This is a genomic window from Sporosarcina thermotolerans, assembly GCF_030067815.1.
Lineage (GTDB): Bacteria > Bacillota > Bacilli > Bacillales_A > Planococcaceae > Sporosarcina > Sporosarcina thermotolerans.
The window spans coordinates 1,454,855-1,475,406 of the sequence record NZ_CP125968.1 but is presented as its reverse complement, the minus strand read 5'-3'; the positions used below and the strand labels follow the sequence as shown (position 1 = coordinate 1,475,406).

Below are 20,552 nucleotides of genomic sequence, written 5' to 3'. Positions count from 1 at the left end.
TCACCTTCTACTATAATATCAAGTAAAAGCCTAAATTGCAGTTAATTTACGAATTTAAAATATATATAAAATACTTCTTAGGAATAAGGTTAGTATATTTATTGAATCGTCCTACTTGTCCCTAAAAAAGAAGCATAAATCCTCCATACCGGAAAATTCATGCTTCTTTTTCGCGTAAAAAACATTTTTTGTTTTTTAGTTAAACCTTTTCAAATTCACCCCGAACTACTCGACTCATATCAATAACCTTAATCATCTCATTATATAGTTCTTCAATTCGATAATCAGAGTCGACTTTCTCCATAACGATATCATGATGATGTTTATTATTGAACGTAGATACTGAGCACATCAAAATTTCATTTTCCTGCAGTTCCACCGATGACCCTATCCCTTTACAACCGTACATTGCATTAATAAAAGTGCTTTGGTAAGTATCATCTTCAATCGCACCATATTCTTTATAAATAATAGATGCCTTTTTATTAATTTCTATAAACCGATCCTTTTTCTGTTTTAAGACTGGATATAAATATAACACATTGTACATAAAATCCCCCTTTGTTCCATAGTTGCTGGATAGTTACTTAATGAATTAGTGAAGGGTACCAGGTTCTAAAACAATTCGAAATTCAACTATAACCTATTTTGTAACACTTAAAATAAAACTATTTTAAGTATATCTTCTCTCGAAAATAAAATTAAGTATATCTTTGCTATAGAGAAAAGACATCAGAAATCATAGTCAAAATAACTTTCCACGAATTTAGACATGCGGTTTTTGTCATTTAGCTCACCAATTTTGTCCAAATCAAAATCATAGAAATACAAATACGCGATGCGTTGATGTTCATCGGAAGTGCCAACCATCCCGAAGGATTTCGGATAACCATTTCCCTCCAACACTCGGAATACATAGCTGTTAAGTGAGAACTCAACATTCGGATTACTATTATCACCGCTTGTTTCAGACGCGGCTTTTTGGTTGGAGATAATATAGTCTTCTTCAAGTTTCCCTTTTTCGCTTTCATAGGTTTGCATGTCATATTCGACCACAAGTGCTACCGAATTGGCTTCGAAGAGGAATATCTTTTTTTGCGTATGTCGGTAATCGATGTCCCTGTATGCTGGCAACTCGTCAAGAGCGGGCATCACGTCTTTAGCTTCCGCGTCCATTGCGGTACCCGTGTTCAGATACTCTTCGATATCCGTACTTGTCTTGCTGCAGCCCGTCAGTAGGAGTACAATGGTCATCATTACCGAGAGTTTAATAAGCAAAACTTGTTGTCGTTTCAAGAAAACCCACTTCTTATGTGTAATTAAGGTATATGTATGCATAACTATTATTCCCCTTCAATACGTACTTCTCACAAATTCATTCCTCCAATGATACCAAGCCTTCCGCTTTTTTTTAACTGAACCTACATGTGTTTACCCTTGAGCAAATTATCGGGTATATAGAGACATCTGTTAATTAGGGCGTTATAGAGATAAAGAAGTTGCAATCAAAAAGTAACAATGCAATATTAACTATGTATTGTTTGTGCGCTCTGGGGCATTAAATAAATTGACTGTCTTCCATGCGTGTGTACCAAGCAAAAAAACAGTTCAAATCATTTTTCTTAATGATTTGAACTGGTTTTGTAGTTTTCTTTCATCGAAGCTTCTTTATTTTAGACAGTGTCATGGTCCAAGCCACTACTGCTTTTCCGTTAAAATCATTTCTCTTTTCGGAGTCCATTCTTCCACCTCAAGATAAATACTCATAAGCCCCTCTTACTAAATCTAATATTTCCTACATGTCCATTGAAAGTAGATATTCCAAGAAGTTAAACAATTTTCTAATGTGCATGATGCTAGGTATACAATTAAGGATTAACTCCTATACCACTTGGACTTGTGCCAACTGGAATTGTAGCTACGATTGAAAAAGTAATTCCGTTAATTACGGAGACACTATTAGTTCCCGCAATCGCTACATAAATTGCGTTAGTCAAAGGATTTGTTGCAACACCAACTGGAAGACTACCAACTGGTACAGTAGCTATTACTGTATTTGAAGCCCCGTCAATAACAGAGACAGTGTTAGAGAGTATGTTTGTAACATAAATTCTATCTGTAGTAGAATTCACACTAATATTAAGCGGACCTGGGTCTACTGCAACAGTGGTTACGACCGTATTTGAAGTCCCGTCAATAACAGAGACATTACTATTAGCATTGTTTGCCACGTAAATTGCGTTGGTTGAAAGGTTCACTGCAACACCAATTGGATCTGATCCTACTCCAACCGTACTTATGACCGTATTTGAGATCCCGTCAATAACAGAGACATTGTTACTACCACTGTTTACAACGTAAATTCGGTTCGTGATCGGATTCACAGCGACTCCAACTGGATTTGTGTTTACCGGAATAGTAGCTATGACTGTATTTGTAATCCCGTCAATAACAGAGACAGTTTCACTAACACTGTTGGTTGCGTAAATTCTGTTGGTTAAAAGATTCACAGCGACACCAAATGGACCTGAGTCTACTGGAACGGTAGCTACGACTGTATTTGAAGTCCCGTCAATAACAGAGACACTATCACTACCACTGTCTGCCGTGTAAATTCGGTTCGTGATAGGATTCACTGCGACTCCTGATGGACCTGCCCCTACTGGAACAGTTGCTATGACTGTACTTGTAAATCCGTCAATAACGTAGACATCGTTGCTGCCTTGGTTTGCTACATAAATTCGGTTAACAGAAGTAGGAATAGTAGCCCCCGAAGGTCCTGTAGGTCCTGTAGGTCCAGCAGGTCCTATTGGTCCAGGTGGTCCGGGAGGTCCAGAGGGACAGCTGGAAACTTTAAACGTAGGATAGCATCTTATTATCCTTTTTTCACATGACAAATTTGACACCTCCTTTATCATTCTAAAAATATTATATGTTTTCAATCACATATTTGGTTGGACAAAAAAGAGGCTTATTCTGTGTATTCCTTGTGCTGATAATCGCCCAATTGGAGAATTACTTATTAAAAAGACGGCTCATGCACTTCTATCTGAACTGCTTTGCGAGCATATTGATCATGATATTTCCGAGTTAAATCATCTTGCTGCGCTACAACGCTTCGCAAAGACGACCCGTGACAATCGTTTGCTTTTAGAGAACGGCGACATGAATTGGAGAGGGATTACGTTCCAACTTCGGCCGGTGGTTTCAGTAGATTCTGTACATAGTAAACTTATTTACAGGGATAGTGCGACATTTTTATAAATCACTTTTTTTCCTGTACTTTATGAATAGACTTCTACGCTGAGTTCAAAAAACCGACTCCAATCATTTTCCCTATATGACTGGAGTCGGTTTTATAGCTTTCGTTATACACCTCAGGTAATAAACAATCCAATGGATGATAAAACAATAATTTTGGTAAAAAAGAGGACCTCCCTAAAATGCAGGGATTGTCCTCTCAGAGCTTGGGTTATGCTTGGTGCGACAAAAAGCGAAGGAATTCGATCAATCGAATTATTTTCTGAAAATTAAAATTTTATCTATATCAAAATATTCATACCACAAGGCAAATAAACTAGTAAGAACAAAATAATGGCTTGCAAATAACAGGAAGAATTAAAGCTGAAATTCGTGATATAACATTATGAATGAACAACAGGAAGTCAGTCAGTTACGAATGCTAATGGTTACTTGGCACTGCAATTAACTAATTCTGCAGGCTGAACCACTAGCGAGTCGAAATCCTCATCTAAAGGAGGTGATAGTTATGGTTGAGATAATCCTACCCAATTTCCAGTGTACTTCTCAATCTATTACAGCAGCTCAAAACGGGAATTATTATGAATTAACAACAGGAAGTCAGGCAATTACGGATGCAAATGGATACTTGGCACTGCAATTAACTAATCCCGCTGGGTCAGGCAAAACCGTATATATAAATACTGTTCAAGCTACGTCTTCTGTAGCCACAATTATAAGTACCTATAAGAATGCGACTCTTAATATAACTGGTACGCCTGCGATCCCCCACAACACCAATTGGGCATATTCTGACGCGAGTGTAGTTACTGGTCGCTGGGTCGCACAAACTTCTGATCCAACGTCCGGAGGTGTGCTATTACAACAGATTAACCAAATTGGAGGTGCAACGGAGTATAATCTCGAAGGACTGCGAGTCATCCCAAGCCTCACAACAAATCAGACTTATTACATTTTGTTGCAGAATACTGCAGCGAATTCTAATCTGTCAATTAATGTGGAGTGGTGGGAATCTTAAAGTTAAAGAGAAACATGCTGACGTTTGTCTACCGGACTTTCTAAAGTAATTTATTCTTCGGAGGCGATTTGATGATCGTTCAAAATCCAAATTCAGGGGTTGCAGTTGATATACCTCTGTCTGCTTTCAATGACTTGCGAACCATTGACCTTCTTCCAGTAGCTGGATGGCAATTTAACTATAACATCAACAGCGATTTGATAAATACGACATTAACTGGAAGCGGTTCAGCAACAGCATCGAATGCCAAGGGTGTACTCCAAACTGGCGCTACTGCAAACTCTTCGGCAACCATTCAGACAGTTAAAGCTGTCCGCCATATACCGGGCTTGGGGAAAACAATTCGTTTTACTGGCATCTTTACTGCTGGCGTTCCTAACAGTACACAAGTTATTGGAATTGGAGATAGTACCGATGGTTATTTCTTCGGCTATAATGGAGCAAGTTTTGGGTATTGAGAAGGCAAAACGGAGTCGACAATTGGATTTCGCAGTCTTCGTGGAATTATGACGCGATGACTGGTTCAGGTCCGAGCAAAATGACGCTTAATCCAACTTTAGGGAATGTCTATGAAATTCGCTTTCAATGGCTTGGATTTGGAGTCATTACCTTTTGGGTCTACAATTCTGTTTCAGGAGCAGCATCGTTAGTCCATACTATTCAATATCCAAATACCGCTACCGTTCCGTCTACCTACAATCCAACACTTCCACTCATAGCGCAAGTGAAAAACACAGCAAACACGAGTAATCTAACCCTTCAAACATCATCAGCAATGGGGTTCGTTGAAGGAAATGGAAATACCAATGCCATGGTGACACGCAATTCATTTTCAAATGCGAAAACAGGAATCTCAACAACTCCAACCAGCATATTTACGCTACTAAATAAAAATACGTTTCAAGGTAAAACAAATCGGATTCGGATCCAGTTTGATTATGTGTCACTTCAGACAGACTCGGGGGGAAATGCACCTGCGACATGCCGTTTGGTGAAGAATGGTACACTCGGAGGGGCACCGGTATTTAACGATATTTCTACAAATACGAGTGTCATGGCAGTGGATACCTCTGGCACAACGGTTACGGGTGGTTCCAACGTGTTGACATTTGGGATTAATACAAGGGACTCAGTTCGTGAAATTTTAACGGATTTAGACATTCAACTAGAACCTGGAAGTACGTTCTCATTAGTTTGTTTTTCCTCTAGCGGAAGTCAGAATTTCAATATCGCTGCATCATGGAAAGAATTATGGTGAACCTTCCAAAAAGCGCTCCAATCATTTTGCTTTAATGATTGGAGCGCTTTTTGTAGTGTTCACTATATGGAGATACCCTTTTGCAACACAGATCGGTGGGAGTCGTCCATGATTATGCCTTCTCTATTTATCTTTATCTTTATCTTTATCTTTTTCCCGTTTCTTCTTTTCTTTCTCTTTTTCTTCTCCTCTTTTCCCTTTCCTTCTCTTTCTTTTTCCGTTCTTTCTCTCTTTCCTTCTTGTCCTTCTTCTCTCTCTTTTTCTGTTCCTTCTCTTTATTCTTTTCCTGTTTCCTCTTCTCTTCTGCTTTTTCTGTTCTTCCTTCTTCAACTTCTCTTTCTGTTCTTCGAGCTCTTTTTGCTTTTTCGCGATTAATGGTAATTCGAATTTCTTTGTAGGTAATTCACTGATCGACCTTGATAGGACTTGCCCGAAAATTGGTGGCACTGTGAAACTACTAGTTGATGTTAAGTAATGTTCGGCATCCGTTTTATCATAGCCTAACCAAACAGCACCCACGATGTCTAGTGTATATCCGACGAACCAATGGTAAGAGATGACCGCTTCAATCAACTCTTTTGGAATTTGATCAGACGAACTCCTTCAATGTTGGAATTCGAAATTTCACTAACGACCTCTCCGTTTTGATCGTAAATAAACGTCGGTCTCGGTTCAGGTACTTCTAGTTTACTCACATCACTTGATGCAATTAAATGATTCAACACTACCTAGTCCGCTAATAACCACGACTAGCATGATGACTAATGTATTCGGATTGGCTTTTTTACGTTGGACCATTTCTTTCGTATAGTTAATCTTCTCTGTTGCTGCTTATGTTCCATTCTTCCCAAATGAATTCCACACTTTTCATTGCCTTTCGAACTTTCAAGTTTAGCATACCTGAAAACAGAAACCTACAGTCTAATTCCCCCTGGGAGCGATGAAAAAACCACTTTTGCGTAAGCACAAAGTGGTTTTTGGCAAATGAAAAATATCTCATTATTCCCACGAATAACACTCAATGAAAACCAAATAAAAAAGGAGCCAACCAAATACTGACATGATTGGCTTCTAATTAAGGCAGCCTATCCCCATGCTCCGCTCCTAACGCTTCGCTTTTAGAAACTGCTATTTCGGCAGGAGTAATCGTTTGGATGCCTGGTACCCAACCAATTGTCCCTTAACAACGCTGTCGCTACTGCAACTGCCTGATTAGTAAAGCTAGGTAACTTTAATTAAAACTTATAATTTAACGAAAATGAAACTTTGACTCTTGCTGTTCCTAGTCCCGCTCCAACAATTCCGATCGAATTAATATCATTCATCGTGATGGATCGGGCTTCACCTGGTCCGATAACAAAGCCGCCGACTGGAGCTCCATTTACAGTGAGAGCTGCAGTAGGTGAAGCTCCAATAATACCATTGTTTTCTACCATGATTGTTCCATTTATGATATAAGAAGTAACATCACTCCAAATGACTAAAGGGTCACCACCAGTGTCATCTAAAACAATATTAAAACATACGGAATCATTTACGACCCCCAAATCGTCACTACCACAACTTCCTAATTGCGCCAAAATATTTCCTCCTAACTTTTTTATCATGTACTTATGTTCTTGGGTTACCTGGTACCCATCACTTGTCCCATAATTAATCTGTCGTTGCCGCAACTGCCTAATTAGTCAAGCTATTAAACATTAATCAAAACTTATAATTTAAAGAAAATGAAACTTTGACTCTTGCTGTTCCTGTTCCAGCTCCAATGATTCCGATCGAACCAATATCATTCATAGTGATGGATCTGGCCTCACCTGGTCCGACAAGAAAGCCTCCGACTGCGACTCCATTTACAACGAGACTTGCAGTAGGTGAAGCTCCGATTATGCCATCGTTTTCTACCATGATTGTTCCATTTATAATAAAAGAAGTAGCATCATCCCAAATGGGTAAAGCGACACCACCCGTGTCTTCTAAAAGAATCGTAAAACATACGGCGTCATTTACAACTCCCAACTGGTCGCTACAACAACTTCCTAATTGCGCCAATATATTTCCTCCTAACTTTATTTAATTGTATTTATGTTGTTATATTATGTGAAATTGTCTTCATAGCTTGGACTTTTGTATTTTTTCTTTTTGATTGTCGTTAGCTTAATATTTGAACCTTTCGGCTTCTCCGTTCGTAAAATAAGAGAACTACACTTTTCTAGCTAAGGAATAGATAATATGACGGATAAATTTTGCGTACAGGTCCCTAAAGTATATGATTGGGTCACAAAAGAAGTTGAATTTCAGACATGCTTAAGTTTCCTAGAATGCTATACGATTACAGACCAAATCTGCAATAATTTCACGTTAGAATGCTCTTCTGATATAACAAGCCTATGGGTAGCTAATGGTGACAATCATCCACGTGCTGGCACAATCTCTGTTTCCTTTAATGAAGGATGTGGAGATGAGCTTGCCGTATTCGTTAACGGTAACTTGGCCTTTTCAGTTGGAAAAGGAAAAACGAGGGTACAAACTGTTGAATCCTTGCGGTCAGTAGAAGTGAGTTGTTCAAATGGAAGAGGCATTTGTAGGGGTGAATACGCCTTGAGTATTCACAATAAATTCCAACATACTTGTCTTCCTGACCCAAGCGAAAGCATAGAGTGTTATTTGTCCGATCCAGGCGGAAACAGAATCTGTCCTTTATTACCCGATGCAATTGAATGTGTTGAAATTCCTCAAGCAAACGGTAGACAGAATAAAAATGTTGTAATGCCAAATGGGCAAATTGTTACCTATCAAAAAATTAATATACTCAAAAAAGGCTGCATTGGCGTCGAATATAAGAGAAATGGGAAGTTATGCAAGAGGTTAGTGCCGTTCGAGTTCACAGAGGAATTGTTAATATGTGCTCCTACAGGTACAAGGGTGAAATGTGACATCATTGCTTTTGATTGTATGGCTATGATACTCGAAAATGATTCGTGCACTTGGATCGAGGTGTTTATCCATGTGGGGCAATGCATACAAAGTCAAGCAGACGTTACCGTTGCTTTAGAAGGTAAGTTTTGCAGCCCTAGAATAGATTTAAGTTCTAGTAGATGTTAAGGAGGTTTAAATGAAGACCATGAAATTTAAATGTACCAGGCACCCGGTTGACTCTAAGTCATTTGGGTGCCAGGTACTTTTGATTCTTTTTTGGACAAGAATTAGTTGTTTCTCGCCTCAGATATTTTCGTAACATACTGGTGCGCTAAGTTAGTAAGCTTGTCCCATTCATAGTTGGAGTCTTAGACAGATCTAATCTGAACTAATCTCCAACAAAACTATTAACGATCCAACTTCTTAATATCCTCAATCAGTTTTTCAACATGTTCCTTTTTTGTAGCCCAACTCGTACAAAATCTCACAACACTTTGCGTATCATCAACTTTTTCCCAAAAGGAAAAAGAATAGTTCTTGCTCAATTCACTCAACACATCATTCGGTAAAATGGGAAACTGTTGATTTGTCTTGGAATCATATCTTAATGAATAGCCTTTTTCAACAAACGCCTCCCGAATCATCATCGCCAAGTCCACCGCATGCCTGGAAATTTCAAAGTATAAGCCATCTTCAAACAAGGTTTCAAACTGAATCCCTAATAATCTTCCCTTGGCTAACAACCCGCCTTTTTGTTTGATCATATACCGAAAGTCTTTTTTAAGGTCATCATTTGTGATAACAACAGCTTCTCCAAACAATGCTCCGAGTTTCGTTCCACCGATATAGAACACATCACAAAGTCTTGCGATATCCGCTAAAGTTAGGTCGTTGTCTTTTGCAGCCAGGCCATACCCTAATCGAGCTCCATCCATAAATAAAGGAAAACCACATTCCCGGCAAACTTTGCTCAATTCCTCCAATTCGGATTTACTGTATGTCGTCCCATTTTCGGAAGGGTGAGATATGTAAACCAAACCAGGCTGTACCATATGTTCATGAGTGACATCGTTCCAATGGGCATCATATAATTCTTTTACTTGTCTCGCAGTAATTTTCCCATCATCACTCGGCAAAGTAAGCACTTTATGTCCAGAAGCTTCAATTGCTCCCGATTCATGTCCCGCAATATGGCCCGTAATTGCAGAAACTGCTCCTTGATGCGGGCGCAATATGGATGAAATAATCGTAGTATTTGCTTGTGTTCCTCCAACTAAAAAGTGTACATCTGCATTCTCCATATCACACGCTTTTCTAATATAACCCCTGGCCCTTTCACAAAATTCATCCATACCATATCCAGGCGTCTGTACTTCATTGGTTTTTAGTAGTCGATTCAGTATTTGTTCATGTGCACCTTCTAAATAATCACTTTCGAAACGTATCATTTATCATCCATCCACCCTTGCAGTAATTTTGAACCTATTTTTAAGTATATCTTGTCCTGAAAATAAAATTAAGTATATCTTTGCCAGAGACAAAGATATACTTAACGACACACTTTACGGAAAGAAAGGCTGTCCGGATAAGTCATTTTCATCGACTTTCTGGGCAGCACTTTCAATTTAAGCACCTCTTCAATAATTATTGGACATACATCGACAAGCGTACAAGCAAATACAAATTATTTGAGTAAGTTACTAGTAAACGTGAAAAAAGAAGGTGTTTTTTTGAGTACACGTAAAAATAAATGTTCTTGCCGCTGTTGTAAAAAGTGCAAACATTACAAGCCATGCGCTGTTATTCCATTATCAAAAGCACTCAAAGCAGTAGATAGTAGTCAAATACAGCGAGTTATGTCTTTTGCTTATGTAGCAAATAACGATGATGGTACAGTCACGGTAATAAATACGGCTACCAACACGGTCATCGGTTTCCCGATTTCTGTTGGGAGATCCCCTCAAAGTATCGCGATTACGCCCGATGGTGCGCGTGCGTATGTAACAAATGCCGGTGATGATACAGTCTCCGTAATAAATACGGCTACCAACACAGTCATCGGTTCCCCGATTTCTGTTGGGAATCTCCCTATAGGGATCGCGATTACGCCCGATGGTACGCGTGTGTATGTAACAAATGGCTTTGATAATACAGTCTCCGTAATAAATACGGCCACCAACACGGTCATCGGTTCCCCGATTTCTGTTGGGAATTTCCCTCAAGGGATTGCGATTACGCCCAATGGTACGCGTGCTTATGTAGCAAATGCAGGTGATGATACAGTCTCCGTAATAAATACGGCTACCAACACGGTCATCGGTTTCCCCATTTCTGTTGGAAATGCCCCTCAATTTATCGCAATTACGCCCGATAGTGCACGTGTGTATGTAACAATTGGCGGTTTTAATACAGTCACCGTAATAGATACGGCCACCAACACAGTCAACGGGCCCCCGATTATTGTTGGGGATTTCCCTGTAGGGATTGCGATTACGCCCGATAGTGCGCGTGCGTATGTAGCAAATGCCGGTGATGTCACAGTCTCCGTAATAAATACGGCCACCAACACAGTCATCGGTTCCCCGATAACTGTTGGGGGTGGCCCTTATGGGATTGCGTTTACGTCCGATGGTACGCGTGCGTATGTAACAAATGAAGGTCATAATACAGTCTCCGTAATAAATACCGCCACCAACACAGTCATCGGTTCCCCGATTTCTGTCGGGAATGACCCTAGAGGGATCGCAATTACACCCATTATCATTTAAATAGAGTTTCTTTTGATATTATAAATCTATCAAGTAAGGATCTCATTGAAAAAAGAAGATATTATCACTTTGATTCAAATAGAAGTAGCGAAAATCCACAAGCAACTGCATAAAGCCAACCGGGAAATTTACGGTTGACTTTTTCATTTATTAAATTACTGCCTTGCTTCTTGAACTAAAGCACCGTTGGTAAACTATCCAGCCTTTGATGCGTTTGTTGAAGGTGTATCATTTCACAATAAATCGATGAAATCCACTTGATATTTCGGACGGAAAACAGACTACCGAAATGATGGTCTTGTTAAACTAACGAACCCGGTAGTCATAACCTCATGAATCATACCTACTTCAAAGAGCCTGCCCTACAGCCGTAATTTTGCAAGTTGAAATTGCAAATATAGGATTCATTGTATCTATTGGTAAAGTACCTAACACTATACCAAGTCCTGTTTGTTCCACGGTAAAATTCATTGCAGTAGAACCGTTACTTACCAATATATTCACTGTTGCACCGACAAGTGTATTCAGCAATTGTCTCATTGGTCGTTCACGACAATCACATTCACACCCGGAATCAACAGGTGGCAACAAGCTAATAGGAGGTCCTGGTGGTAAAAAACCTACCCCTATAACATCAGAAATATTTACCGTATAGATTGACACTCCATCTGTCACTGTAACTAAAAAATCATTCACGTTAGTAATTGTGACTAGAAAAAAGAATGGAGGTGTATTTGGTGCGTCTGCAATCGTGGCAAGAATGACAGTTTGCCCAATAAGTTGTTGTAAGACGGACTGCATAGGAGTAACACAACAGTCACAAAGACACGAAGAAGTCGGTAGCGGAGCACAACAAGCATCAAATGCGGTGTACTTTACCGGCGGACAACACTCACTAGGCTTTATTCTACTAATTACCTTTTTTTCTGACATAATTCCCCTCCAATCGTTTCTTATTAGAATATGCTCTTAAGAAATATGAGATTGGATTTAGACCTACTCTGCCTTTTGAGCAAACCGTTTAAAATAGTCGTGACCGGATAAATCACGCCTGTCTGTGACAGGAACGTCTGATGAGGCATTTGCAGCAATTCAGAGATTCGGTGCCTGTCCAACACACATTTATGACAATTCATTATGTTTATATAAGCGCACAAGTAAACCTCCCGGATGTTGATATGGTTGGCTTCTACATTTTTTTCAACATGCTGCTCAAACATAAATTATTGAACACACATCGACAAGAGTACAAGCAGATACTAATAATTTGAGTAAGTTACTAGTAAAAACGAGAAAACATCCGTTGTAAATCATGTAGTATTCTAATATCAAAAATACTAATAGAAATAGATATTTCTATAATACCTCTATAGCATTTTCACCGAAGCGTTTTATTAATACGTTTAGTGAGGCATCGGGTTCTCAAGAAAGCGTAAAAGCTTATAGCAGACAAGCAAAAAAAGATTATTAAAATATGGTATTAGTAAACATAAGAAGGGAGGTATTTCATTGAATCCTTGTAAAAAAAATAAATTTGGAAGTTGATGCAATACTCCCGAAAATAATTGCTGATATAGTAGCTGTGATATTGAAAATAATACGGAATTTAATATTTTTATTCTGTAGATAAAACATAATAATCGGAAAAGAAATGCTGGCAATAACTAATAAAATCTTCAAAAGGTCACTCCTTTCGTACGTATAACTAATTATCACCTGAAATACAGGCGGCTAAACGAAGGAGAAATATTACTTAACAAGTAGAGAAGATGTTGTGATTTAATTACGGATAAATTGGAAGTTGCGTAGTTCGACCAATAGTGAAGATAAAGGAGTTGATAAATTTGTCATGTGAAATATGGAAAATTAGATACTATCCTCCGTTTAGAGCTTCCAACGGTCCTCTTTCTAATCCATCTGGACAACCGGGAGACCCTGGATCAGGCATTAGCCCGGATATTACCCCAGTTTATGGTTCACTGTATTCTAATCCTAGTTATTCTGCTGCAAGTGGTGCAAACGTTTTTTTTGACACGACTGGGCCCTCTAAAGGAATAACGTTAAATACCGCCGATGATTCGATTACCATAAATAGCTCAGGTGTATATGCAATTTCGTTTTCAATTATCATTAATGCAAGTGAGGTTGAAGGAGCAACGAACTCAATTGATTTTATGCTCTCTATAAACGGGACTCCTATCACAAATTATTTACTCTCACATCAAACTCTCATTGCTTTTAAAAATGAAATCGATACATTATCAAGAACAGACCAATTCATGTTAAATCAAGGTGATGTTATACGAGTTTCCATAGGTTCTGTAAATGGGACATTTTCATACAATAATGCTGCATTGGTTATAACAAAGGCTGGATAGTTTCCGAAAACCAATAAGGGGAAGATTTAGAGGTTGTAGATTTAGAAGGAAATAACGTTGGTATCGATGAGATCAAGATAGGAGATATTATTTATCTTGATTTTAATTTCCCAAATAGAAAAGACGAGTTTAAAGGTGGAGAAGCTACAATTGAGACTGAAATGCTTATTGTAGAAAAAATTATGCGATAAATAAATCGTAGCTTATCTTTGACTAAACGGAATAGAGTGATGGGTTCTGATTGTGTTGATGCAAAAAAGAAGCATGTCCTCTCTGCCTGGAGAGAACATGCTTTTTCTACTGGGATAGATCATTCGTCTTTAGTGTAGTTATACTGAGAAGGATCGACAGGAGTATACCCTTTCGGTGTATAAAATCTCAATAAGTCGCCATTCACGACTTTATCGGAAAGCTCCAATTTATAATCCACTTCTTTTTTCAAATTGTAAAGGTACCTGTGCAAGAAACATTCATGATAATTCAACCAATTTGTATAAAAATTCATTCCCACCGCATATAAAATGGCTGTTTTTTGAATTTTTATACATTTGTAGTGAATTTATTGAATAGTTTGCTGCACAGGACCTGTTACAATTCCCTTGATATTACCATAAAACATTATCACTATGAGGAAGTCATTAAATTGTCGGAATTCGTGTTCCATACCTTATATGTAATGCTATACTGGACTAAACTGGTGTTTCTGAATAATTTTGCAGTTTACTATATTAAGGACATCGAAAAAATAGGTACTACAAGGAGTGGCATCATGTCTACAAGTTCATTAGTCAGTTTAAGTAATACAGCATTATATATTTCATTTTTTATCTACTTAATAGCAATTATACCTTTGGGCTTATCAGTAGGTTCGAAGAGAAGTTTTTTTTCAAGACTCGGAATAACATTTACATCGGCAGGTTTTATTTTGCAAATCATCTATTTTATATCAAGATGGCCGTTGCTGGACATGCCCCAGTCAGCAACTTGTATGAATTCTTGACGTTCTTCGCCATTATGCTCGTTGGAAGTTCCCTGATTATGTATTATTTATATCGTCAAAGTGTAATTGGACTCTTCGCCCTTCCGATTGTACTCATAATTCTGGGCTATGCTAATGCATTTTCGAAAGAAATCACGCCTCTTATACCAGCGTTACAAAGTAATTGGTTAGCAATTCATGTACTTACAGTAGCCTTTTCCAGTGCAGTGTTATCAATTGCCTTTGTTTCAGGTATTATCTATCTTTTAAAAACAGTTAATCCTGCCCAAAAGAGCAAGAATACATTCTTTTTGGAGCTTGTCATGTATTTTTTGGTTGTAGTGGTCGGTTTCATTGCAACGACAAGTACATTCGGTGCGATGGCTTATAATAAAAATCTCCAATTTGAAAATTATGAATCAAAGATTGATGTTTCCAACTATAAATTACCGACTATTATCGTTCCTAAAGATTCTAAAGTTGTCCAATCAGTTGATGCTAATTCTTACAAGGTCGTCGATCAAAAAAATGGACTGATAGAGATTCCCAACTCAATTGATGCACACCAATTGAATACAATAATATGGTCTTTTCTCGTAGGAACTGTGCTTTATATACTGATACGTCTCCTTACGAAACGAAAAGTCATCGCTCTACTCAAACCCCTTACTCATAAAGTGAATGCTGGTACAATGGATGAGATATCCTACCGAGCAGTCGTAATTGGTTTTCCTTTGTTCACACTTGGCGGCCTAATCTTCGCAATGATATGGGCACAATATGCTTGGAGCCGATTCTGGGGTTGGGATCCAAAAGAAGTTTGGGCATTGATCACCTTCTTATTTTATGCTGCAATGTTACATTTAAGGATTGGAAACGGCTGGGAAGGAGAAAGAACTGCTTGGATGGCAATCATCGGCTTCGGTCTTATTTTGTTCAACCAGATCTTTGTTAATCTTGTAATTGCAGGACTACATTCCTATGCATAGGGAATGTAAAACAAGTAGATTTGAAAAAAGAAGAGGGATTTACGAGGGCACTGAAAAAGTCCGATTAAAGTGAAAAAGAAGCTAATCGCCTACTACATATAGGTTATTAGCTTCTTTTATTTTCTGTATGTTGATGAAAATCTTCGATGCTTTCAAAAAGCTTTACTTTTTGAGTGGCTTCCGATAAAGGGCGGCTCTTTTATTATGCTCTACGGGGCTTGTAATGCTTTTAATTAGGTATACCCATTGCCGAATGAATTGGTTTCTGATGTTACGGCAGAGTTTACCCTTCTTCGCTCCGCACAAAATTTTTCTGAAAATACCATGTGAGGGCATTCCTCCCAAAATGCATTAAGCTATCTGGCAGGATAGTTGAAACGTTCCTCGAATATTTTATCAGTTGGATAATCTAATGAAATTTGTTAAAATAAGGTTGTCTGAATGAAACGCAAATCTTATAGATAAGGGTGATTCATGTGAAGCAAGGACTCATTGTGTTTTTGAACGGAACGTCAAGTTCTGGAAAGACCTCCATATCGACTGAACTGATAAATCAGAAAGAGATTCCTTTTTATCATTTATCAATTGACGATTTTTTTAATAATTACAATGATTTTGTTAATAACAAATTTCCAGATGAACCTCCAAGAAGAATAGATCATCAAGTTGTCTCACAAATAGTTGATGATTCCATATTCTCAGTGTACCATTCGACAATTAAATTGTTATCAGAACTAGGTTTTAATGTAATAGTAGATACCATAATCGCAAATGACAAGTCGTTTAATGATTTTTATGATTTACTTGTTGATCATCCTATATTGTTTGTAGGCGTACGATGCTCAAAAGAAGAACTCACAAGAAGAGAGCAGAGTAGGGGAGATCGATTAATTGGACTAGCACATTCCCAGTTCGACAGAGTATATTCCTATAATGAATATGATCTTGAAGTAAATACGGAAAAGTTGAGTCCAACCGAATGTGCCGATAAAATATTAAGTTTTATTAAGTCCGATCAGGGTTACTCTGCATTTAAGAAATTAAGTAAAAGAGAGATTAGTGTTTCATAGTAGGCAAATCCATCAGATAACAACATATTCAAGCATTGGGGCTATTGCGAAAAATTAATGAGTTGATTGACTTTTCATTTGTGTATGACGAACTTAAGGACAAATATTGCCATGATAACGGTCGAAATGCCATCGACCCTATTCGTATGTTCAAATATCTATTGTTGAAGTCTATAAGGAAAGCTCGACAAGGTAAAAAAGGGGTCGCCGTTAATCAAACGGACACCTATTATTTTGATGTGGAAAAATGTAAACACTGTCCGTTTAAAGAAGGGTGTTATAAAGAAGGAGCTAAAAGTAAGAGTTATTCGGTAAGTATTAAATCCAATGTACATACCGAACAGATCGAATTTCAAGAAAGCGAGTATTTTAAAGAAAAATCGAAAGAACGATATAAAATAGAGGCGAAAAATAGCGAATTAAAACACAGACACGGGTATGATGTTGCAAAATCCTCGGGTCTAATTGGCATGGAAATGCAAGGTACCATGCCAATTTTCACCGTAAATTTGAAAAGAATATTGAAATCAATGAGTTAAATAACGAGGGAATTTCGGAGTACATAGATAAAAAAGACGATTTCCCATTCAAAATGGAATGAGAAATCGTCTTTTTAAATGGCACTGCTTACCCACTAAAAAAATTCCGTTTTTCAGTGACCTCGGACTTACTCCTTCTTCTTTTTGATTTGCTCTGGTAACTTTTCGAGTTGAATATCGATAGGGGGGCTTATCAATATAGAGAGTAGTTAACAACCATAAACAGATAGTTCATCGCTTTCCGATTGATAGTTAATGCATTATCTATTCGATTGCGGTATAAATATTATATTTTACTAAGACAGAGTTAAAAAAATCGGTTTTTCCTTCTGGATATTTGTGTTTATTATGGGTCAAAACGTTGATAGCTTTCATTTATTTCCGAGAGATCCTATTCTACTACGGCTTCTGTTATTTTCCCATCTAAATTTCTAATCGCATGCACCGAATTATCCTGAATGATGCCTGTTTCTACAAAACCTAATGAAGCGTATAATTCTTTAGCTATGACATTACTTTTATGATAAAAGAGATCTACATTTTCTGCTTCCCCATAAGGCATAGTTTCAATATCCGCCAACATTTTTTCAAAGGCAAGTTTGCCATATCCTTTCCTCTGATAACTCTTATCAATCATAAAATGCCAAATGAAATAGGTCTTCTTCCCGTAAAATACTTCATTTTGAAATGATTCATGATCCGTCGTATCATAAATATACATCAAAAATCCAACCATCGTATCATTCGCATAAATAGCTAATGGAGAAGCTGGTATACCATCTGTGTTCAACATATGAGCGTCTGCGAAGCATCTAAGGTTAGTAGTTTCTAATATAAATTCTTTCTGGTTTTCTTCAACATCAAGCGCTATTACTTCATCTATGTTATCCCCTGTTATCTTTCGTAATTCAATCATTTTTTCATCTCCTCTCTTAAGACAAGCCACTTCCACACACGGCCTAAAACATTCCAATAATTCATTTTTTTCTTTAGTTTTTCCTCGTTCAATACCTCTTTCTCTTCAAAAAGTGCTCATTTAATTAATCATTCGGCATCCCACTTAGTAATACCTGCTTGTGCAACTAAACTGCCGCTTCAGTAAAGAAAAAAAAAAAGAGACGCATATTAAAAAATCGCCCCGTTTATGAAAAATACTTAGATATTTTTGCTGCTGTATTCGTTGCAAGAATTGTTAACACCAAAGAAGAAATAACAAATGGCACCCAGTAACCATTATTATAAATCGCTAAAATCAGCCCAGTGACCGCTAACAAAATAGATGTTAACTGTAAAACCCGCCATTTTGTGTCTTTTATTACTTTCTTATTAATCCTAATTACCATCCTTTCTATAGGCAACCTTTCTCCATTTAATGGTCTGTTTGCTGTACACTGTTCAACTATCTTACTCCGTTATTTGAATAGGAAGAAGGTGGTACTTTTTGTAATTTCTCATTTTAATAACCTTTTCTTTGACAAAAGATAAAGTGATCCTCAGTCTTCCAAACGTGCAGATCCTCAGCAATATATCCACGTAACCACAATACACCATTAATTTTTCTAAGGTAAAAGCCTTTCGGAAAATCATCATCTTCACTAATTATCTCTGATGCTATTGTGATGGACCCTGAAGGAGCTTGTCCTCGTGGAAGATTCCCTGTACTACCTTCAGGTTGATTTAAATACGCTAGTCTTAAGTGAGGTCCTACCTCAAGTGGACACAAATCCAAACCAAGTTCTTCAGCTCGATTAAAAATCTGGGGCATAGTGGCTCCTTCAGGAAAGCCAAGGTTCCTAATGGTTAGTTCAACGGTCTTCAGGTTGTACTTTGTTTTAGAAGTAGTAAATTTATCGTTAGAAAATAGTCTCTCTGCATACTCATTTAAAGAGATAGATTGTTGTTGCAATTTTCGAGTAAGCTGTAATTTTGTCAGCCCACCTATCTCTATTGTTTTAGAAATAGCTTGGAAGTCAGGATACATTTTCACGTGGAGTCACTCCTTACTAATCGGGTAAAGAAATTAAAACAGTAGACAATTTGCCATACGTTTCTTATTCAACTCACTCGGAAAAAAACCTTCTTCTTCCTTCAACTAACCTGCCCCGTTAGTTTAATAAGAAAAAGAGCCGTTTAAGCAGCTCAACGATCTTCAAGTAAAGCACTCCGTTAGTTTAAGAAGAAAAGCGACGTTTACTCCACAATCGCACCCAATTATTGTACAGTTTAGTACTTACTTTTTAGGCATAGTGTATGTCATAGAAAAACCATTGCTTTCTTCAATTTTCGTAAATATTTCATTAAGAATTTCTAATGACCTTTCATTTGATTCGTACTTACCTAAAATTTTACTCCAGTGATGCATAGCACCACCTTCAATTACTCCTTCTATTTTCTTTCCGTCTACTGTAATCTCTTTTGCGTTTATCAAACTTTTATCATCTTGTGTTGCAATCCATAACATAACTAATCATCCTTGTCGTTTATTTTTTTATATTTGTTAATACAACAATCTGGTATCTATACGATAATAGTAACAAAAAGTTCCAATCTACTTAATTGTTAGCAGTCCTTATTCAACTAAACTGCCCCTTTAGTTGAACAAGAAAAAAGAGCCTTCTAAGCAAATTAATAATACTCCAGAAAGTACTCACCTTCGTATATTGAGTCTTAGGCAAAAAAGCAGTACATTGGATTCCCGCCCATTGTTTAATTGCATTACTTTACATTGAACATGTTAATAGTGACTTGTCATTAAGCAATTACTTGTTTTAATTATCTTTCAATTATATATTTATGATAATGCTGTATATTAACTTTAGGAAACAAATCACAAAATAATTCATTGTAAAGGTTGGGTAAAAATGGCGGAGTTTAAGGAAGTTACAGTAAATGCAACTGTTCAGGCACCAGTGGAAAAAGTATGGGAATTTTGGACAGAACCAGATCATATTAAAAAATGGAATAGTGCTTCGGATGAGTGGCACACACCATTTGCAGAGAATGATCTTAGAGCAGGTGGGAAATTGTTTTCAAGAATGGAAGCAAGAGATGGAAGTATGGGGTTTGATTTTGGTGGAACCTACGATGAGGTAAAATTACATGAGGTGATTTCTTATACAATGGGAGATGGAAGAAAAGTTAAAATCACCTTTAAAGGGCAAGGAAACGAAACTGAAGTAATTGAAACGTTTGACGCTGAAACTGAACATCCAATTGAGTTTCAGCAACAGGGATGGCAGGCCATTTTAGATAATTTCAAACAATACACAGAGCAAACAAATAAATAAACAGTTATTTATTCATAAAACTAACTAAATAACATGTCACTGCAACACTAACTTAAATAAATTCAAAAGAGCTGTTCAATGCTCTTCCA

The 20,552-nt window shown here is 37.5% G+C and carries 19 protein-coding genes and 4 pseudogenes; 11 read left to right on the top strand and 12 right to left on the bottom strand.

The genetic code is table 11. From position 1 onward, the window contains the following. Positions 1-199: 199 nt before the first annotated feature. The 3 genes from QNH10_RS08380 to QNH10_RS08370 all read right to left on the bottom strand — a co-directional run bounded on the left by QNH10_RS08380 (position 200) and on the right by QNH10_RS08370 (position 2,897). The gene (locus tag QNH10_RS08380; protein WP_283734224.1) at positions 200-550 is read right to left on the bottom strand and encodes a DUF1428 family protein; all 351 of its coding nucleotides are present in this window, start codon (positions 548-550) and stop codon (positions 200-202) included. A 182-nt stretch (positions 551-732) separates the two neighbouring features. Then, complete coding sequence (locus QNH10_RS08375) at positions 733-1,338, bottom strand: hypothetical protein (protein ID WP_283734223.1); 606 nt, start codon at positions 1,336-1,338, stop codon at positions 733-735. A gap of 530 nt (positions 1,339-1,868) precedes the next feature. Next, positions 1,869-2,897, bottom strand: a complete 1,029-nt coding sequence (locus QNH10_RS08370) for a YncE family protein (protein WP_283734222.1) — start codon at positions 2,895-2,897, stop codon at positions 1,869-1,871. A gap of 872 nt (positions 2,898-3,769) precedes the next feature. Here QNH10_RS08370 and QNH10_RS08365 point away from each other — a divergent pair. From QNH10_RS08365 to QNH10_RS08355, 3 genes are all read left to right on the top strand, one after another. After that, complete coding sequence (locus tag QNH10_RS08365) at positions 3,770-4,279, top strand: hypothetical protein (protein ID WP_283734221.1); 510 nt, start codon at positions 3,770-3,772, stop codon at positions 4,277-4,279. A 71-nt stretch (positions 4,280-4,350) separates the two neighbouring features. Beyond that, positions 4,351-4,737 (top strand): hypothetical protein, encoded by a 387-nt coding sequence (locus QNH10_RS08360; RefSeq protein ID WP_283734220.1) that lies wholly within the window; start codon positions 4,351-4,353, stop codon positions 4,735-4,737. Beyond that, on the top strand, positions 4,734-5,537 hold the full coding sequence (locus tag QNH10_RS08355) for a hypothetical protein (RefSeq protein WP_283734219.1): 804 nt from the start codon (positions 4,734-4,736) through the stop codon (positions 5,535-5,537). The genes QNH10_RS08360 and QNH10_RS08355 overlap by 4 nt, the downstream gene beginning before the upstream one ends. A 123-nt stretch (positions 5,538-5,660) precedes the next feature. On the opposite strand, the gene QNH10_RS08350 is transcribed toward QNH10_RS08355, so the two are convergent. The 4 genes from QNH10_RS08350 to QNH10_RS08335 form a co-directional block, all read right to left on the bottom strand. Next, the gene (locus QNH10_RS08350; protein WP_283734218.1) at positions 5,661-6,110 is read right to left on the bottom strand and encodes a hypothetical protein; all 450 of its coding nucleotides are present in this window, start codon (positions 6,108-6,110) and stop codon (positions 5,661-5,663) included. After that, positions 6,107-6,262 carry a hypothetical protein gene (locus QNH10_RS08345; protein WP_283734217.1) on the bottom strand — a complete coding sequence of 52 codons (156 nt, stop codon included), beginning with the start codon at positions 6,260-6,262 and terminating at the stop codon, positions 6,107-6,109. Before QNH10_RS08345 ends, QNH10_RS08350 begins: the two co-directional genes overlap by 4 nt. 510 nt (positions 6,263-6,772) lie before the next feature. Then, positions 6,773-7,117, bottom strand: coding sequence for a DUF3992 domain-containing protein (locus QNH10_RS08340; RefSeq protein ID WP_283734216.1), 345 nt, complete (start codon positions 7,115-7,117; stop codon positions 6,773-6,775). A 124-nt stretch (positions 7,118-7,241) separates the two neighbouring features. After that, on the bottom strand, positions 7,242-7,586 hold the full coding sequence (locus QNH10_RS08335; RefSeq protein ID WP_283734215.1) for a DUF3992 domain-containing protein: 345 nt from the start codon (positions 7,584-7,586) through the stop codon (positions 7,242-7,244). Between the two features lie 180 nt (positions 7,587-7,766). Between QNH10_RS08335 and QNH10_RS08330 the strand changes: the two genes are divergently transcribed. Then, positions 7,767-8,639 (top strand): BMQ_0737 family morphogenetic spore coat protein, encoded by an 873-nt coding sequence (locus QNH10_RS08330; protein WP_283734214.1) that lies wholly within the window; start codon positions 7,767-7,769, stop codon positions 8,637-8,639. 221 nt (positions 8,640-8,860) lie between these two features. Here the strand turns inward: QNH10_RS08330 and QNH10_RS08325 are convergent, their stop codons facing one another. Further along, the gene (locus tag QNH10_RS08325) at positions 8,861-9,901 is read right to left on the bottom strand and encodes a threonine aldolase family protein (RefSeq protein WP_283734213.1); all 1,041 of its coding nucleotides are present in this window, start codon (positions 9,899-9,901) and stop codon (positions 8,861-8,863) included. 282 nt (positions 9,902-10,183) lie between these two features. On the opposite strand from QNH10_RS08325, the gene QNH10_RS08320 reads away from it, so the two are divergent. Continuing rightward, positions 10,184-11,221: a beta-propeller fold lactonase family protein gene (locus QNH10_RS08320; RefSeq protein ID WP_283734212.1), complete on the top strand. Its 1,038-nt coding sequence runs from the start codon at positions 10,184-10,186 to the stop codon at positions 11,219-11,221. 348 nt (positions 11,222-11,569) lie between these two features. On the opposite strand, the pseudogene QNH10_RS08315 reads toward QNH10_RS08320, so the two are convergent. After that, positions 11,570-12,058, bottom strand: a pseudogene (locus tag QNH10_RS08315) (hypothetical protein); the annotation flags it as partial. A 1,007-nt stretch (positions 12,059-13,065) separates the two neighbouring features. Here QNH10_RS08315 and QNH10_RS08310 point away from each other — a divergent pair. The 5 genes and pseudogenes from QNH10_RS08310 to QNH10_RS08295 form a co-directional block, all read left to right on the top strand. Further along, positions 13,066-13,599, top strand: coding sequence for a hypothetical protein (locus tag QNH10_RS08310; RefSeq protein WP_283734211.1), 534 nt, complete (start codon positions 13,066-13,068; stop codon positions 13,597-13,599). 769 nt (positions 13,600-14,368) lie between these two features. Continuing rightward, a pseudogene (gene ccsB, locus QNH10_RS08305) lies at positions 14,369-15,567 on the top strand (c-type cytochrome biogenesis protein CcsB). A 476-nt stretch (positions 15,568-16,043) separates the two neighbouring features. Next, entirely contained in the window at positions 16,044-16,637 is a 594-nt protein-coding gene (locus QNH10_RS08300) for a chloramphenicol phosphotransferase CPT family protein (protein ID WP_283734210.1), read from the top strand. An 80-nt stretch (positions 16,638-16,717) separates the two neighbouring features. Next, positions 16,718-16,768, top strand: a pseudogene (locus tag QNH10_RS21355) (hypothetical protein); the annotation flags it as partial. Between the two features lie 39 nt (positions 16,769-16,807). Then, positions 16,808-17,176, top strand: a pseudogene (locus tag QNH10_RS08295) (transposase); the annotation flags it as partial. Positions 17,177-17,567: 391 nt separating this feature from the next. On the opposite strand, the gene QNH10_RS08290 reads toward QNH10_RS08295, so the two are convergent. From QNH10_RS08290 to QNH10_RS08280, 3 genes are all read right to left on the bottom strand, one after another. Then, positions 17,568-18,092, bottom strand: a complete 525-nt coding sequence (locus QNH10_RS08290) for a GNAT family N-acetyltransferase (protein WP_283734209.1) — start codon at positions 18,090-18,092, stop codon at positions 17,568-17,570. Positions 18,093-18,632: 540 nt separating this feature from the next. Further along, positions 18,633-19,163 (bottom strand): helicase, encoded by a 531-nt coding sequence (locus QNH10_RS08285; RefSeq protein ID WP_283734208.1) that lies wholly within the window; start codon positions 19,161-19,163, stop codon positions 18,633-18,635. A gap of 243 nt (positions 19,164-19,406) precedes the next feature. After that, entirely contained in the window at positions 19,407-19,637 is a 231-nt protein-coding gene (locus QNH10_RS08280) for a hypothetical protein (protein WP_283734207.1), read from the bottom strand. Positions 19,638-20,037: 400 nt separating this feature from the next. On the opposite strand from QNH10_RS08280, the gene QNH10_RS08275 reads away from it, so the two are divergent. Then, positions 20,038-20,463, top strand: coding sequence for an SRPBCC family protein (locus tag QNH10_RS08275; protein WP_283734206.1), 426 nt, complete (start codon positions 20,038-20,040; stop codon positions 20,461-20,463). Positions 20,464-20,552: the final 89 nt, after the last annotated feature.